Origin of the sequence: Streptosporangium sp. NPDC000095 (assembly GCF_042899335.1) — a bacterium.
GTDB lineage: Bacteria > Actinomycetota > Actinomycetes > Streptosporangiales > Streptosporangiaceae > Streptosporangium.
The window spans coordinates 1-15,519 of record NZ_JBIAZS010000015.1; the positions used below are offsets into that span (position 1 = coordinate 1).

The 15,519-nt window shown below is 71.3% G+C and carries 11 protein-coding genes and 3 tRNA genes; 6 read left to right on the forward strand and 8 right to left on the reverse strand.

Annotation, left to right across the window (positions count from 1 at the left end; all coding sequences use genetic code 11):
* Both ACFY3V_RS28940 and ACFY3V_RS28945 read right to left on the reverse strand, forming a co-directional pair.
* On the reverse strand, positions 1-1,172 hold a 1,172-nt coding region (locus ACFY3V_RS28940; protein ID WP_389777926.1), incomplete at its 3' end, for a sugar ABC transporter ATP-binding protein.
* Positions 1,173-1,392: 220 nt separating this feature from the next.
* Positions 1,393-2,706, reverse strand: a complete 1,314-nt coding sequence (locus ACFY3V_RS28945) for an ROK family transcriptional regulator (protein ID WP_362903263.1) — start codon at positions 2,704-2,706, stop codon at positions 1,393-1,395.
* Between the two features lie 243 nt (positions 2,707-2,949).
* Between ACFY3V_RS28945 and ACFY3V_RS28950 the strand changes: the two genes are divergently transcribed.
* Together ACFY3V_RS28950 and ACFY3V_RS28955 are read left to right on the forward strand one after the other, a co-directional pair.
* Positions 2,950-4,221: an ROK family protein gene (locus ACFY3V_RS28950; protein WP_389777928.1), complete on the forward strand. Its 1,272-nt coding sequence runs from the start codon at positions 2,950-2,952 to the stop codon at positions 4,219-4,221.
* Positions 4,222-4,261: 40 nt separating this feature from the next.
* A complete protein-coding gene (locus ACFY3V_RS28955) occupies positions 4,262-4,765 on the forward strand; it encodes an NUDIX domain-containing protein (RefSeq protein ID WP_362903259.1) in 504 nt (167 codons plus the stop codon).
* Positions 4,766-4,814: 49 nt separating this feature from the next.
* Here ACFY3V_RS28955 and ACFY3V_RS28960 read toward each other — a convergent pair.
* From ACFY3V_RS28960 to ACFY3V_RS28970, 3 genes are all read right to left on the reverse strand, one after another.
* A tRNA-Leu gene (locus ACFY3V_RS28960) sits at positions 4,815-4,887 on the reverse strand.
* 164 nt (positions 4,888-5,051) lie between these two features.
* Positions 5,052-5,124: transfer RNA gene (locus ACFY3V_RS28965), tRNA-Pro, on the reverse strand.
* Positions 5,125-5,244: 120 nt separating this feature from the next.
* Positions 5,245-5,316: transfer RNA gene (locus ACFY3V_RS28970), tRNA-Gly, on the reverse strand.
* 706 nt (positions 5,317-6,022) lie between these two features.
* Between ACFY3V_RS28970 and ACFY3V_RS28975 the strand changes: the two genes are divergently transcribed.
* Positions 6,023-6,994, forward strand: a complete 972-nt coding sequence (locus ACFY3V_RS28975) for an alpha/beta hydrolase (protein WP_389777930.1) — start codon at positions 6,023-6,025, stop codon at positions 6,992-6,994.
* A gap of 25 nt (positions 6,995-7,019) precedes the next feature.
* Here ACFY3V_RS28975 and ACFY3V_RS28980 read toward each other — a convergent pair whose 3' ends face one another.
* Positions 7,020-8,336 carry an FAD-binding oxidoreductase gene (locus tag ACFY3V_RS28980; RefSeq protein WP_389777932.1) on the reverse strand — a complete coding sequence of 439 codons (1,317 nt, stop codon included), beginning with the start codon at positions 8,334-8,336 and terminating at the stop codon, positions 7,020-7,022.
* Positions 8,337-8,556: 220 nt separating this feature from the next.
* On the opposite strand from ACFY3V_RS28980, the gene ACFY3V_RS28985 reads away from it, so the two are divergent.
* Positions 8,557-9,822: a glycosyltransferase family 4 protein gene (locus tag ACFY3V_RS28985; protein WP_389777934.1), complete on the forward strand. Its 1,266-nt coding sequence runs from the start codon at positions 8,557-8,559 to the stop codon at positions 9,820-9,822.
* 238 nt (positions 9,823-10,060) lie between these two features.
* On the forward strand, positions 10,061-13,609 hold the full coding sequence (locus ACFY3V_RS28990) for a BTAD domain-containing putative transcriptional regulator (RefSeq protein ID WP_389777936.1): 3,549 nt from the start codon (positions 10,061-10,063) through the stop codon (positions 13,607-13,609).
* 35 nt (positions 13,610-13,644) lie between these two features.
* On the opposite strand, the gene ACFY3V_RS28995 is transcribed toward ACFY3V_RS28990, so the two are convergent.
* Both ACFY3V_RS28995 and ACFY3V_RS29000 read right to left on the reverse strand, forming a co-directional pair.
* The gene (locus ACFY3V_RS28995) at positions 13,645-14,622 is read right to left on the reverse strand and encodes an aldo/keto reductase (RefSeq protein ID WP_362903249.1); all 978 of its coding nucleotides are present in this window, start codon (positions 14,620-14,622) and stop codon (positions 13,645-13,647) included.
* Positions 14,623-14,697: 75 nt separating this feature from the next.
* Positions 14,698-14,892 carry a DUF1918 domain-containing protein gene (locus ACFY3V_RS29000; RefSeq protein ID WP_350949038.1) on the reverse strand — a complete coding sequence of 65 codons (195 nt, stop codon included), beginning with the start codon at positions 14,890-14,892 and terminating at the stop codon, positions 14,698-14,700.
* Between the two features lie 163 nt (positions 14,893-15,055).
* On the opposite strand from ACFY3V_RS29000, the gene ACFY3V_RS29005 reads away from it, so the two are divergent.
* Positions 15,056-15,499, forward strand: coding sequence for an ArsR/SmtB family transcription factor (locus tag ACFY3V_RS29005; RefSeq protein ID WP_389777938.1), 444 nt, complete (start codon positions 15,056-15,058; stop codon positions 15,497-15,499).
* Positions 15,500-15,519: the final 20 nt, after the last annotated feature.

The window sequence follows — 15,519 nt, forward strand, 5'->3', positions numbered from 1 at the left end:
ACCATCTCCCGCGCGTCCGCCGCCTCACGACGCCGATCCATCCAGCCCAGCCGCGAATACCGGCCCAGACTCGCCAGGCTGATGTTGCGCGACACACTCTGATCCAGCAGCAACGCCTGCGCCTTGCGCTCCTCGGGCGCCAACCCCATGCCCAGCCGCACCGCATTGGTCGTGCCACCGCCCCGGCGCACCACCTTGCCCTCCAGCATCACCTGCCCGGAGAAACGCCGCGCCCCGTACACCGCCTCGATGATCTCCGAACGGCCCGAGCCGACCAGACCGGCCAGCCCCACGATCTCCCCCGCCCGCACCGAGAACGACACATCGGAGACACGGCCGGGAATACTCAGCTCGCTGACCCGCAGCACCTCCGCCTTGCCGTCGTGGGCGCCGGACGCGGGACGCTCGGGGAAGACGTACTCGACGTTGCGGCCGGTCATCAGCGACACCACCTTCGAGGTCGGCGTCTCTTTGGCCGGCAGGCCCACCGCGACCGTGCGACCGTCCTTCAGCACCGTCACCCGATCCCCGATCTCGCGGATCTCCTCCAGCCGATGCGAGATGTAGACCACCGCCACCCCCTGCGAGGTCAGCTCCCGGATGATCCGGAACAGGTTGCCCACCTCGTCATGGGCGAGCGCCGCCGACGGCTCGTCCATGATGATCAACCGGGTGTCGTGCGACAACGCCCGCGCCATGCTCACCACCTGCTTGGCCGCCGGAGACAACCGCCCCACCTCCACCGACGGGCGGATCTCCCCGTGCCCCAGCCGCGCCAGCAACTCCCGCGTCGCCCGCGCCGACTCCCCACGGCTCACGAACCCCAGCCGGGCCGGCTCATGCCCCAAGAACACGTTCTCGGCCACACTCAGCCCGTCCACCAGGTCGAGCTCCTGATAGATCGTGGAGATCCCGAGCCTGATCGCCGCGATCGGGCTCGACAGCCGCACCTCCTCACCGTTCAGCGTGATCGTCCCCTCGTCGGGCTGGTGGGCACCGGCCAGGGTCTTGATCAGAGTGGACTTCCCGGCACCGTTCTGGCCGAGCAGACAGTGCACCTCGCCGGCACGGACCTCCAGGTCGACGCCGTCCAGGGCGCGCACTCCGGGGAACTGCTTGACGATCCCTCGCATTACGAGAAGGGGTGCCGAGTCGGTTGACGGCTCGGGCATGGGGGGCCTCCGTGGATCTTTACGACTGAATCTCGATGGGGACTTCGCTGGGAACTCGATAGAAGGGGACGATTGGGATCCCGCCCGTCCGGCCGGGCCGGACAGCACCAGCGTGGCGCCGCCGAGGTCGGCGTGAACGACGGCGTCACGAATCCGGTTCTCCAACCGGACGGACGGGATGTTCGTGGGGGCGATACCGGGTCTCACGAGATATGGCGTCTCATTCGCGCTCCTTCTCGGGTGCCGGTGTCGCCAGGCGGACGTCGATGGCAGTGGGGTTGGAGAGCACCCTCTCCGTGACGATCCCGGCGGCGCCGCGCGAGGCGGCGCCGAAGCCGAGATCGGAGGCGACGAATTCGCAGCGGGCGGCGGATCCCTCCACGCCCAGCCGCTTCAACTCCGCCTGCGCCACGGGGATGACCCGGTCGGCGAGCTTGGCGAAGTAGCCGCCGATGACGATGACGCGCGGGTTGAAGAGGTTGACCAGGGTGGCCGAGCCTCGCCCGAGCCAGCGGCCCACCTCACCGATGGCCAGGTCGACCCGGGGATCACCCGCGGCCCACCGCAGCTCGATCTCGGCCAGCCGCTCCTCCGGGTCGCGCATCACCCCGTCGTGCATGCCGTAGGCGTGGTCGGGGGTGGCCATCCGGACCAGCGCGGCCAGGCCGACCTTCGTCTCCCAGCAGCCGATCCGGCCGCAGCCGCAGCGCTCGCCCGAGGGGTCGACCATGACGTGGCCCACCTCTCCCGCGAAGCCGTCGGCGCCGCTCAGCAGGCGTCCTCCGGAGATCACGCCGCCGCCGATGCCGACCTCGCCGGTGAGATAGACGAGATCGGACGTACCGGAGGCGACTCCGCCGGTGAACTCGGCGAGGGCCGCCAGGTTGGCGTCGTTGTCCACGCTGATCGGCACGTCCGGGGGAACTCCGGCGCGTACCAGCCAGTCCACCACGGGGACGTTGTACCAGCCCAGGTTGGGGGCGACGTCCACGGTGCCGGTGGCGGTGTCGACGAGACCGGGAACGGCCACGGTGATCCCGGCGACCTTGACCTCCAGGAGGTCGAGTTCGGCCATGGCCTCCCCGATCACCCGGGCCAGCTCCGTCAGGGAGCGCTCGGAGTCGCAGCCCATCGCGTCGAAGCCGACCCGCCGGTCGATCAGCACCCTGCCGCCCAGGTCGGTGGCGAAGGCGGCGATGTAGTCGACGTTCACCTCAAGGCCGAGGGCTCCGACCCCCGCCCCGTCCAGCGCGAGGGCGAGTCCGGGGCGGCCGACGGCACCCGCGTGCTGCGGCCCGATCTCCTTGAGGAGGCCTCGGGCCTGCAGCTCGCTGACGAGGCTGGTGACCGTGGTCTTGTTCAGACCGGTCTCCATGGCGACGACGGACCTGGACCGCGGGCCGTACTCGCTGACGTGACGCAGCACCAGGGACAGGTTGGACCGGCGCACGGTGGCCTGGTCGGCGGGTATACCGGCCGACCTGTTCGAGCTCGTCGAACCGCCGTTGCGACTGCCGGTCCAGCTACGGTGCACGTCACTCCCCTCAATTAATTTGCATGACTGGCCGAATTAAAGGCTCAGTCCAGGTTGGGGCGCAAGGTCCGAAACGTTTCGATCTGCGTAACGTTTTCGTAACACGGTCGCGCGTTTACGCGTGTACGTCACACGAACGACAGATACCGAGTCGTTACCGTCCTCCCCGGTGCGCGACAGGACACCTGTGTGTTACAAATCCAATTAATTTCTATCCGAGACAAATAAAAGCCAGGTGGCCGTGTGACCCAGGAGCAGCACCAGGCCCGCACGGTGGGCGGCACGCCTCAGGCCACGGGTCCCGCCCTGCTCCGCAGGACGAACCTCTCCCTGGTCCTGCGCCACCTGCGCGAGCACGGGTCCACCTCCCGGTCCGACATCGCGGAGGCCACGGGCCTGCACCGGGCCACCGTCTCCAACCTGATGGTCGAGCTCCTCGACCGGCGGCTCGTCCAGGAGGTGGGCGTCGACCACGCCGGCACGGTCGGCCGCCCCCGGCGGGCGGTGGCGCTGCACGGCGCGCACATCGGTGCCCTCGGCCTGGAGATCAACGTCGACTACGTCGCCGTCCACGGCGTCGACCTCGGCGGCAACGTCCTGGTCGACCGCCGCCTGGGCTTCGACGCGGCGGGCAGCGGCGCCAGCCGCTCGCTTCGCGAACTCGGCCTGACGGCCCGCGAGGCCATCGAGGAGATGGCGCGCGCCGGGGCCGCGCCGGCGGGCATCGGAGTGGCGGTCCCCGGCCTGGTCGACGTCGACCACGGGGTGGTCGCCTTCGCCCCCAACCTCGACTGGCACGACGTGCCGCTCGCCGCCCGGCTCTCCTCCGCCCTCGGCCCGCTGCGCGTGCCGGTCACGGTCGACAACGACGCGAACCTCGCCGCTCTGGCCGAATACACCTCGGGAGTCGCCGCCGGTACGGCCGACATGGTCTACCTCACCGGCGAGGTAGGCGTGGGCGGCGGCATCATCGTGAACGGCAGGCTGCTGCGCGGAGCGGACGGCTTCTCCGGCGAGGTCGGGCACCTGCCGGTCGACCCGAGCGGCGGGCGCTGCGGCTGCGGGCGGTTCGGCTGCTGGGAGACGAAGGTGGGCCTGGCCGCGCTGGTGCGCATGGCGACCCCCGAGCGGGCGTACGGGCTGGAAACGGTCCCGGTGCCCGATCCCGAGGAGCGGGTGGCCGAGATCGCCCGCGACCTGGCCGCCGGCGACCAGCAGACGCTGGTCGCGGTCGCGGAGGTCGGCCGCTGGCTCGGGCTCGGGGGCTCGATCCTGGTCAACCTCTTCAACCCGCGCGTGATCGTCGTAGGCGGTTACTTCGCCACCCTGGCCGCATGGCTGCTCCCCTTCGCCCAGGCGGAGCTGGAGCGCCTGGTCGTCGCCGGCCCCGCGGCCCGCTGTCGTTTCATCGCCTCCGACCACGGCTTCGGCGCCGCCTCCCGGGGCGCCGCGAACGTGGTGATCAACCAGATCGTCAACGACCCGGCCGCGATCATGCCGCCCGCCGGAGCCTGACGGCTTCGGCGGGCGGGCGGTCTCTTCTAGGATCGGGGACGTGACCGCCCCGATCTCACGTCCCAGTGCCCGGATCCTGCTGGTCGACGCCGACGAGCGCCTCCTGCTGTTCCGCTGCCCGGCCCCCGCGCAGTGGCCCGCCGAGCACTGCTGGATCACCCCTGGCGGAGGGGTGCACGACGGCGAGACACTGACCGCCGCCGCGGTCCGCGAGATACGCGAGGAGACAGGGCTGGAGATCACGGAAGAACGCCTGGGGCCCGTCGTGGCCCGCTCCTCCGGCCTCACCTGGTTCGGAGACGTCCAGATCGCCGCGATCGACTCGTTCTTCTTCCTGCGGGTCGGCGAACACGCCGTCGACGTCTCGGGACAGGAGGAACTGGAGCGTTCGCTGATCTCGGCGCACCGCTGGTGGACCCGTCACGATCTCCTCACCACCGATGAGACGATCTTCCCCCTCAACCTTGGAGCCCTGTTGTCCGATCTCCTGGACGGAGACCTCCCCGCCGAACCCGTCCCGCTGCCCTGGCACCACGACGAGTAGTCCCCTGCTGACGGTGACGGGCGGGTGTGCCCGCCCGTCACCGTGTACGTGCCGCCCCGGGGATTCGAACCCCGAACCTCCGGTTCCTGAAACCGGCGCCTCTGCCGTTGGGCCAGAGCGGCCGGGCGTGCCGTACGCACGCCGATGTCACCGATGTCACTGTGTCGCCTGGGTCGCCTGACCGTTCTCGCTCGACGTCCCGGAGCACTGCGCGTGGTGAGTGGTCGCGCCTCAGATCGTCGCGTCCAGGGTCGCCTTCGCTGGAAGTCACCGCGTCGTCGCGTCGTCGGAACGGCAGGGCTCGAACCTGCGGCCTTCCGGTCCCTGGCCGGATGCTCTTCCTGCTGAGCTACGCTCCGTCACGCGTCCGGTCCGGTTGGCGTGGGCCGTACCGGACGCGCCGCGGGCCTGCGAACCGGGCGGGGGTCGCCACTCCCGTCGCCGAGTCCCAGTCCCATGCCCTTCTCCTGCCAGGGCAGAGCCGCAGCGGGGGTTCGAACCCCGTCCTGCCGGGTGGAAACCGGCTGCCTTACCGATTCGGCCTCTGCGGCGTGTCTTCCGAGATGAATCCTTTCCCCTTCCCACGAGAAGGCGTGAAAGCGTTAAACGTGCTGCGCTGTGAATTTATGGAGAGCGGGGAAACCGGCTTCCGCGCACGCTGGTCGAAGCAGCCTCCCATGGTTCAGGAAATGAAGAAGCCGCCTGGACCGATGTCTTGGGCGGCTCGGCGGTTTCCCTCGCAAGGACTAGCCGCCTGCCCCCTCGGGAGCCGGAGCACCGTCATTGAGCAGCGAAAACATCTCAAGGCTTCCCTGCCGCACCGATGACGCGCCGTACTTCATCGTCGATCCTTTCCGAGGTGCGGAGCGGATGCCCCGGCCTTTTCTCCATTGAAGTACAAAGGCGGCCTTCGATGCCAGTGGTTTTATCCGCGCTTTCCTCCCCCGAGGTTTTCGACGGCCGTTTTCCGCAGCTCGCGGAGAATTCGTCGTTCGTCGCGCGCCGGGCTTGCCGGGCCCGTACTCGCGTTCTTTCCGCCGCGAATCCGGGTGGCCCGATCCGTCCCGCCGATGCCCGGCCGCCCGAACGTCACCTCCTCACCGGGCTCCCACCGCGTGGGTGGCAGGCCGCGGAGCCGGGTGACGGCCTCTCGTCGCGACCACCTCGCGGTTGTGCGGCTGCGCGGGCTCCCGTGTGATCGCTGAGAGAACCGATCGCGTGAACCGGCGTCCCTCGTCTTCTGGTTAGGTGAGCGGCATGGCACTTCACCCCAATATCGATCCCGGACTCGCCGCCGCCCTCGAGGCGAGTCCCCTGCCCGCCGCCGATTTCGGCGCCATGCGACTGGAGGACCTGCCCGACGTCCGTCTCCAGCTGGACGCGGCGCGTGCGGCGATGCCCCCGCTCGCTCCGGACGAGCGAGTCGTGATCGAGGACCGGACCGTACCCGGCCCCGAGGGCGATCCCGACATCCGGTTGCGGATCTACCGGCCCGCCGGGCAGGAGGGCGCCGTCCCCTGCCTGTACTGGATCCACGGCGGCGGGATGATCCTCGGCGACGTGGAGACGGAGGACGCGCGCCTCAATGAATACGTCGCGGCGCTGGGATGCGTGATCGTCTCGGTCGACTATCGACTCGCGCCGGAGAACCCGGACCCGGCTCCGGTCGAGGACTGCTACGCGGGTCTGCTGTGGACCGCCAAGAACTCCGCCGAGCTGGGCATCGACCCGGAGCGCCTCGCGGTGGGCGGGGTCAGCGCGGGAGGCGGGCTCGCCGCGGGCACCGTGCTGCTGGCACGCGACCGCGGCGGCCCGGCCCTCGCGTTCCAGCTCCTGATCTGCCCGATGCTGGACGACCGCAACACCACTCCTTCCAGCCACGAGTTCGTCGAGGCGGTCGTGTGGAACCGGTCGGCGAACCTCTTCGGATGGAGGGCACTGCTCGGCGAGCGATCGGGCGGCGACGATGTCTCCCCGTACGCGGCCCCGGCGAGGGCGACCGACCTGTCGGGGCTGCCCCCCGCGTACATCGACGTCGGCGAGCTGGAGGTCTTCAGGGACGAGTGCTTCGACTACGCCCTGCGGCTGGTGCGGGCGGGTGTCTCCACCGAGTTCCACCTCTACCCGGGGGCCTTCCACGGCTTCGACGGGATAATCCCCGAGGCGGAGATCAGCCGCAGGGCCGCCGCCGAACGGGTGGTCGCGCTACGCCGGGCCCTGCTGCGCTGACCGGGCCGGGGATCGAACGTCCCGCTCAGCGCAGCACCGGGTAGTTGGCGCGGATGAGGCCGTGCGGGTCGCGGGAGCGCTTGAGGTCGCGCAGCCGGGCCAGCACGTCGACGGGGAACGCGGCCGCGGCCCGCTCACCGGGACTCAGCGAGGTGTAGGGCTTGCGTCCGCTGCTCCACGGGACCAGGTCCGCTGAGATCTCGTCCTGGCGGGCCCGTACGGCGGTGGCCGCCTCGGGTGAGGGGGCGAGGCCCAGCATGGCCAGCATGTAGGGCTCGGCCAGGTGGCCACAGGCGCCACCGTTCGCGGCCGGGCGGGACAGGGCACCGCCGAGGTGGCGGATCTGCACGCTCAGCAGCGGAGCGATCGGCGCGGTGAGCAGCGTCGCCACGACCTCGTCGGCCAGGTCGGTCAGCAGCTCTCCCCGGTTCACCCCCGCTCCGGGAGCGGTGGGCTCGGCGCAGACGGAGTCCAGCTCGGCCACCCGCAGCGGGCCCCTGCTGTCCGAGATCACTCCGTCGATCTTGTCCAGGCGGCGCAGCAGGTCCTGGGCCTCCCCCGTCTCTCCCAGGAACGTCGCGTCCACGGCGACCATGGGCGCCGCTCCGGGAAAGTGCAGCAGATCGAACCAGACGCTCAGCTCGTCGGGGGCGTCGGCGGTGATCTCCCGGAACGCCTGGAGCACCAGCGGGGCGCTCTCACCGGGCCACATGACGCGTCCCCCGTACAGGTGCGGCGCCGGGTGCAGGTCGAACTCGACGGCGGTCACCACGGCGAAGTCGCCGCCACCTCCTCGCAGCGCCCAGAACAGCTCGGCGTCGGACTCGGCGCTGACCGTGGCCCGCACGCCGTCGGCGCCGACCACGTCGAAGGCTCGCACGCTGTCGGCGGCGAAGCCGTGGCGGCGGCCGAACCAGCTCAGGCCCCCACCCAGGGTGTAGCCCACCACGCTGGGGCCCGAGGAACTGCCTGCCAGCCCGGTCAGCCCGTGTGGTCCGGCGACGGCGAGCACCTCGCCCCACCTCACCCCCGCCCCGACCCGCGCGGTGCGCTGCCGCGGCCGTACGTCCACCCCGCCCAGCCGCCCGGTGCGCAGCAGGATCACTCCCTCCACGTCGCCGCTCGCGCCGTGCCCCAAGGGCTGGGCGGTCACGCACAGCCCGGCGAGGCGCGCCCAGGTGACCAGCGCGGCCACGTCGTCGGCGTCCTCCGCCTCGACCACCGCCGCCACCGGCTGGTCGACCGCGAGGTTCCACGCCCGCCTGGCCTGCTCGAACCCCTCGTCTCCCGCCGCCAGCACCGGCCCCCTGACCGCGCGCCGCAGATCGTCCCCGATCGTCATGATCGCCTCTCCCCTTTCACCGTTACCGATCCCCACTGTCGAACGAGTCGGCTGAGATCGAGCTGAGGTCGAGTTGAGATCCGGGATCTGCTCTAACCCGAGCGGATCCCGTGCAACCTTCCGTCTCGTCGCAGCGTCTATAGGGGTCAAAGCGGGGCATGCGCCACGGGGACAGACAGGCGTGTGAGCCCGGAAGCCTGCGAGAAGGGGACCCCCACAGGTGCGTGCACTGACGGGCAAGGCCAAGAAGGCGATCTACCTGCTGTTCGAGGCGAGGAACCGAAGACGTGAACGGACCGCGCCACCCCCGTCCACACACCAGATCAAGATCCTGATCCTGCACGCGTACGGCATGGGCGGCACCATCAGAACGGTCTTCAACCTGGCCGGCTACCTGGCCTCGACCGGACACGACGTGGAGATCGTCTCCATCCTCAAGGAGGCGGAGGAACCGTTCTTCCCCATCGACCCGAGGGTGAGGTTCCGCTTCCTCGACGACAGGCTGGTCCCGCCGACCGGCCTGCGCGGCCGGCTGTCGAAGATGCCGAGCAGGCTCATCCCGCCGCAGGAGGCCGCCTACCACCGCTTCAACGTGTGGACCGACCTGCGACTGGCCCGCTGGATCCGCTCGGTCGACACCGGCGTCATCATCGCCACCAGACCCGGACTCAACTTGGCCCTCGCCCAGCTGGCCCTGCCGAGCGTCATCACCATCGGCCAGGAGCACGTGGCCCTGCGGGGACAGTCGCAGGAGGTACAGAAAGTCATCAAACGGCGTTACCGCAGATTCGACGCCCTCGTCACCCTCACCAAGGCCGACATGCGCGACTACCGCGCGACGCTGCGGCGAAAGCCCCGGAGGCTGGCGAGGATTCCCAACGCCGTACCGCCCATGACCGGCGGGATCTCCAAGCTGGAGGACAAGGTCGTGGTCGCCGTCGGCCGCATGACCAAGCTCAAGGGGTTCCACCGCCTCATCGCCGCGTGGGAGACCGTGGCGGCCGCCCATCCCGACTGGACCCTGCGCATCTTCGGCGCGGGACCGCAGGAGGACAACCTGCGTGCCCAGATCGCCGAGGCGGGACTGCAGGAGAGGGTCGAGCTGCCCGGTCCCACCTCCGACATCGGCGCCGAGTTGGAGAAGGCTTCGATCTTCGTGCTCAGCTCCCGCCACGAGGGCTTCCCCATGACGATCCTCGAGGCGATGGCCAAAGGGCTGGCGATCGTGAGCTTCAACAGCCCGCACGGCCCCAAGGAGATGATCACTGACGAGGTCGACGGGCTGCTGGTCACGCCGCGCACCGAGGCCAACCTCGCCGCCGCCCTCAGCCGCGTCATCGAGGACGGGGAACTGCGTCGCCGGCTGGCCGAAGGCGCTCTGGCGACCGCCGTCACCTACGACGTGGAGTCGGTCGGCGCCAAGTGGGACGCCCTTTTAGAGGAACTGCTGGCCCGCCGAGACGGCACCTACGAACGGCCCTCCTGAGTCTTCGACCGATACGGTGCGGCTCGGATGCTCCTGGACTCGGCACAGCGGACGGCCGCACCGTTCCCGGCCTCCTCGGCACCGGGTACCCCGAGACCTGGTCGACATCACGCTCGGAGCCTTCCCTCCCCGGCGGGCCTGGGGAAGAGCGGAACGGCTCACTGCCTCTCGGGCCCGCCGGTCACCGGATCCACCGGCCACGAAATTGACGGTGGGAGAACGTAGGCTTCCGGCTGCCATGAAGAAAGAGGACCCACCGACGCACCTGACCTTCCGGCTGCTGGGCCCGCTGGAGGTCACCGACGAGACCGGTCACCCACTCGACCTCGGCACCAGGAAGCAGCGTGCCCTGGTGACGATGCTGGCGCTGGAGCCTGGCAGGGTGGTCTCGCTGGACGGCCTGATCGACAGGCTGTGGGCGGGCGAGCCGCCCTCCGCCGCGACGAGGACCCTGCAGTCCTACATCGCGCACCTGCGCAGGGTGCTGGAGCCCGGCCGCAGGCCGCGCACCCCGCCGAGGGTGCTGCTCACCCGCGAGCCGGGATACCTGCTGGCCGTCGCCCCCGGTCAGGTCGACCTGGCGCGCTTCGCCGCGGGCGCCGAGGAAGGCAGCAGGGCACTGGCGCGCGGCGACCACCGGGAGGCGCTCCGGGTGCTGGAGGAGACGCTGGCGCTGTGGCGGGGTGAGCCGCTGGGCGAGTTCGCCGATCAGGAGTTCGTCCGGCCCGTCGTCACGCGGCTACGCGAGCTGCGGGCCACCGCCGTGGAGGACGGATTCGAGGCACGGCTGGCGCTGGGCGAGAGCGGCGCGTGCGTGCCGGACCTGGAGGCCCTGGTCGAGGCCCACCCCTACCGCGAGCGACTCTGGGAGCTGCTGGTGCCGGCGCTGTATCGGACCGGCAGGCAGGCCGACGCGCTCGCCGCGCTGCGCCGGGTCCGCACCCTGCTCGCCGACGACCTCGGCATCCAGCCGGGGCCGCGGCTGCGGCGCCTGGAGCGGGCGGTGTTCGAGCAGGCCGTCGAGCTGGAGACCTCCGGCCTCGCTCCCGGCCCGTCTCCCGCTGCGGATCCGGTGCCATCTCCCGCCGCGCTCGTCCCGCCCGCACCGGCCCGCGCCCCGACGGGAGACGGGACCGGTGACCTCGTGACCGCCGAGACCCTGGTCGCCAGGGAGACGCAGCTGCGCCTGGTGGCCGAGCGGCTGGCCTTGGCGAGGCGCGGGGAGGGCGGGGTGGTGCTGGTGACCGGGGAGGCCGGGATCGGCAAGACCCGGCTCGCGCGGGCCGCGGCCGACGAGGCCACCGGACGGGGTTTCCGGGTGGCCTGGGGGCGCTGCGTCGACGGCGCGGCCCCCGCGTTCCGGCCCTGGATCCAGGTGTTGCGCGAGTGCGGCGGGACGAACCCGTTCCACGGCGAGACGGTGTCGCCGGTCCGCGGCCCGAGCCCCGAACCCGGCCCGGACCGTCCGAGCCCTGAGCCTCGCCCGGCCCTTCCGAGTTCCGGCCCCGGTCCGGGCAGCGCGCCCTCCGCGGGCTCCGATGCTCCCCCCGGTCTCGATTCCGGACCCGGTCCCGACGGTGAAGTCTCCGCGGGCTCCGATGCTCCTCCCGGTCTCGATCCCGACGCCGCCCTGTTCGAGCTGTACGAGCGGGTGACGGCGACGCTGACCTCCACCGGCGGCCCGCTCCTGGTGGTGCTGGAGGACCTGCACTGGGCCGACGCCTCCTCGCTGCGGCTGCTCACCTTCGTCGCGGGCGAGCTGGCCCGCCACCCGGTGCTGGTGATGGCGACGCTGCGTCCCGAACCGGGCGACCACCCCGCGCAACTGCGCGACACCCTCGGCGCGTTGTCCGGGGAGCCGGGGACCACGCACCTGGAGCCGTCCCCGTTTCGCGCGAAGGACGTGTCGTCCTATCTGCGTCTGCGACGGATCCCCGACGATCCCCTGCTGGTCGACGTGCTGCTGGAGCGGAGCGGCGGCAACCCCTTCTACCTGGGCGAGCTGCTGCGGCTGCGCGAGGGCGAAGGTGAGCACTGCCTGGTGGCGGGGCTGCCCGCCGGAGCACGTGACGTCATCGAGCGCCGGGCGGCGAGGCTTCCCGAGGAGACGCGGGAGCTGCTGCGGGCTGCGGCGGTCACCGGGCGCGAGGTGGACATCGACGTGCTCGAAGCCGTCACGGGCATCCCCGCCGAGCGGGTGATGGCCCTGCTGGAACCGGCGGTGGCGAGCGGGCTGCTGGCCGAGCCGCCCGGCGGCCCCGACTACCGTTTCTCCCACGCCCTGGTGCGCGACGCGCTGCTCGCCGGGCTCGGCCGCCTGGCGCGGGCCCGGCTGCACCTGCGTACGGGCGAGTGCCTGGAGGCCAGGCCGAGCGCCGAGCCCGCCACCCTGGCCCATCACTTCGCCTCGGCCGCCAGGGTCGGCGGCGCGTCCAAGGCGGTGGAGTACGCCTCCCGCGCGGCCCGGCGGGCCACGGCCCAGCTCGCGTACACCGAGGCCGTCGAGCTGTGGGAGCTGGCTTTGAACTCACTGCCCGCCGACGGCGGCCGTGGCGACGACGGCAGGTCCAGGTGCGCGTTGCTGACGGAGCTGGGACAGGCTCGCCGTACGGTCGGTGACGCCGTGGCGGCCCGCCGGGACCTGGAGGAGGCGATCGAGCTCGCCCTGCGGCTTGGTGACAGGGATGCCCTGATCTCCGCGATCACCGTCTCCGGCGGACTCGCCCTGTGGTTGTGGCGCCCCTACGGGGTGGTCGACACCGCGATGGTCGCCGTGCTCGAGGACCTGCTGGCCGGGCCGCTCGACGACCGCGACCGGGCCGCGCTGCTGGGCACCCTCGCCGTCGAGCTGCACTACGGCCCGCGTCGCGCCGAGAGCGAGCGGCACGCGGCGCGAGCCGTGGAGATCGCCCGCAGTCTGGACGACCCCGCGCTGCTGGCGCGGACCCTGAACAACTACCTGCTCGCCTGCTGGGTGCCGGGCCGCAACCCCGAACGGCTGCGGGCCGCGAAGGAGATGCTGTCCCTGCCGCACCTGCCGCGCGCCACCGAGTTGGTGGCCCGGGTCTTCCGGATGGCCTGCCTGATGCGCGCCGGCGACCTGACCGGCTGGGATCTCGATCTGGCCCGCTGCGAACGGCTGGTCGAGGAGGTACGCCGCCCCGAGCTGGAGGCCATGGTCCGCATCGCCCAGACCGCCAGGTGCACCCTCGAAGGCCGTTGGGCGGACGCGGAGTCGCTCGTCACCCGTTTCGGGAAGATGGGCTACGGCTCAAGCGTCTGGGGGCAGGAGTTCCGGCTGCTGCTCACGATGTTCACCTGCGACCGGGGGCGCGGCCGGGTCGCGGAGACCCTCGACGGGCTGCTCGCCTCGGCGGAGGACCCGTCGCTGGTGCCGCTGCGCCCGATCGCGGTGCTGGCCGCCCTCGACTCCGGCCGTCCGGATCTCGCCCGCGAGTTGGTCGCCCGCTGGGGCACCGAGGTCGCGGACGACTGGATCGCCGACTTCCTCATCCCCGTCTGGGGCCTGGTCGCCGCCGGGCTCGGCGTCCCCGACCCCGAGGAGCTGTACGACAGGCTCGCCCCGCACGGCGACCAGCTGATCGTCGCCGGGACGGGCAGCACGGCGTGGGGCTCCACCCATCTGGTCCTCGCCGAGCTGGCGGCGCGGCTGGGCCGCGCCGGCCGGGCTCGTGAGCACGCCCGCGAGGCGGTCGAGACGCACCGGCGGCTCGGCCTCTCCCACCTGGAGGAGCGGAGCCTGCGGTTGCTGGCCCGCCTGAGCTGATCCGGCCGGTCACGGTCAGGTCACCGGCCACCGGTTCACCAGCGCTGGTGGACCTGCGGGCGGATCAGCTCGTCGTAGATCTCCCGCACCCTCGCGAGGGTCGTCTCGGGCAGCGCGTCCACGGCGGCGGCGGCCGCGTTGGCGCGGGCCTGCTCGGGATTGCGGGCACCGGGGATGACCACGGAGACACCGGGCTGGTCGATGATCCAGCGCAGCGCGAACTGCGCCATGCCGGCCTGCGGCGGCACCAATGGTGCCAGGCGGCGGACCGCCTCCAGGCCGGTGGCGAAGTCGACCCCGGAGAAGGTCTCGCCGACGTCGAAGGACTCGCCGTGCCGGTTGAAGGTGCGGTGGTCGTCCGCGCCGAAGACGGTGGACTCGTCGTATTTGCCGGACAGCAGGCCGCTGGCCAGCGGGACCCGGGCGATGATGCCGACCCCGGCCTCGGCCGCCGCCGGGAGCACCTTCTCCAGCGGCTTGAGCCGGAAGGCGTTGAGGATGATCTGCACGGTGGCCACGCCCGGCCGGGCGATCGCGGTGAGCGCCTCGTCGCAGGTCTCCACGCTCACCCCGTAGGCGGCCACGCGGCCCTCCTCGACGAGCGTGTCGAGGTCGTCGAAGACCCGGTCCGTCGCGTAGACCGGGGTGGGCGGGCAGTGCAACTGCACCAGGTCGAGGGTGTCGACGCCGAGGTTGGCGCGGGAGCGGTCGGTCCACGCCCGGAAGTTGTCCAGGGTGTAGGCCGAGGGTTCCTGCGCGACACGGCGGCCCATCTTGGTGGCCACGGTCAGCCCGGGCCTGGCCTTGATCAGCCGCGAGACGATCCGCTCGCTGCGCCCGTCACCGTACACGTCGGCGGTGTCGACGAAGGTGACCCCCGCCTCCACCGCGGCGTCGAGGGTGGCCAGGGCCTCGTCCTCGCCGACCTCACCCCAGTCGGCCCCCAGTTGCCATGCGCCGAGCCCGACGACGCCGACCTGCCTGCCCGTTCTTCCCAATTCGCGCTGTTCCACATCAGTGATCGTAGCCCGCACGGCGGGAATCATCGGTACCCGGGCGGGACAGGCCGGCGGTGCGGTGTCCCCCTCTTACCGCGACACGCTCGGTATCACGTGGGCGTCGGGACCGGGGAAGACGAGGCTTTCGTGCTCGTCGCCCTCCCAGCGGACCATGTAGGGCGGGCTTCCGTCCTCGTTGCGCAGTTCGATGATCAAACCGACCTTACGAGGATCGCCGTTGCGGGTGCCCTCCACGATCAGTTTGTCGCCTATGGTGGCCTTCATAGTGTCCTCCGGATGGGAGGATGCTGCCCCCGTGGCCATCCTCCCTTTCCATGGGATCACTCTGCGGCGCATTCGTCCAGGTGGCAGGCACATTGAAGCCTGCCGGAGCATCCCGTCGGCGTCAGACTTTACTTATATAAGTCGATACTGAGACAGTGAGGCCATGCACGCGCTCGACGTTCTCGGCGACCCGGTCCGGCGCCGGATCCTGGAGTTGCTCGCCGACGGAGAGCGGGCGGCCGGTGAGATCAGCGCCGTGGTGCAGGAGGAGTTCGGGATCTCGCAGCCCGGCGTCTCGCAGCACCTGCGCGTGCTGCGGGACAACGGGTTCGCGACCGTACGCGCTCAGGGGACCCGAAGGCTGTACGCCGTCGACCCCGCCCCGCTGCGGGAGGTGGACAGGTGGCTCGACCGCTACCGGCACTTCTGGAACCAGCACCTCGACGCCCTGGGCACCGAGATCGCGCGGGGTAAGCGGGAGCGTCGTGTCAGGGAGGCAGAGTCCTCGCCGTCCTCGCCGTCCTCGCCGTCCTCGCCGTCCTCACCGTCCTCACCGTCCTCACTGACCTCGCCGCCTCCGGGCGCCGGCGCCGACACCGGCCCGTGAGACCGGCCGCGCCGCTCCCG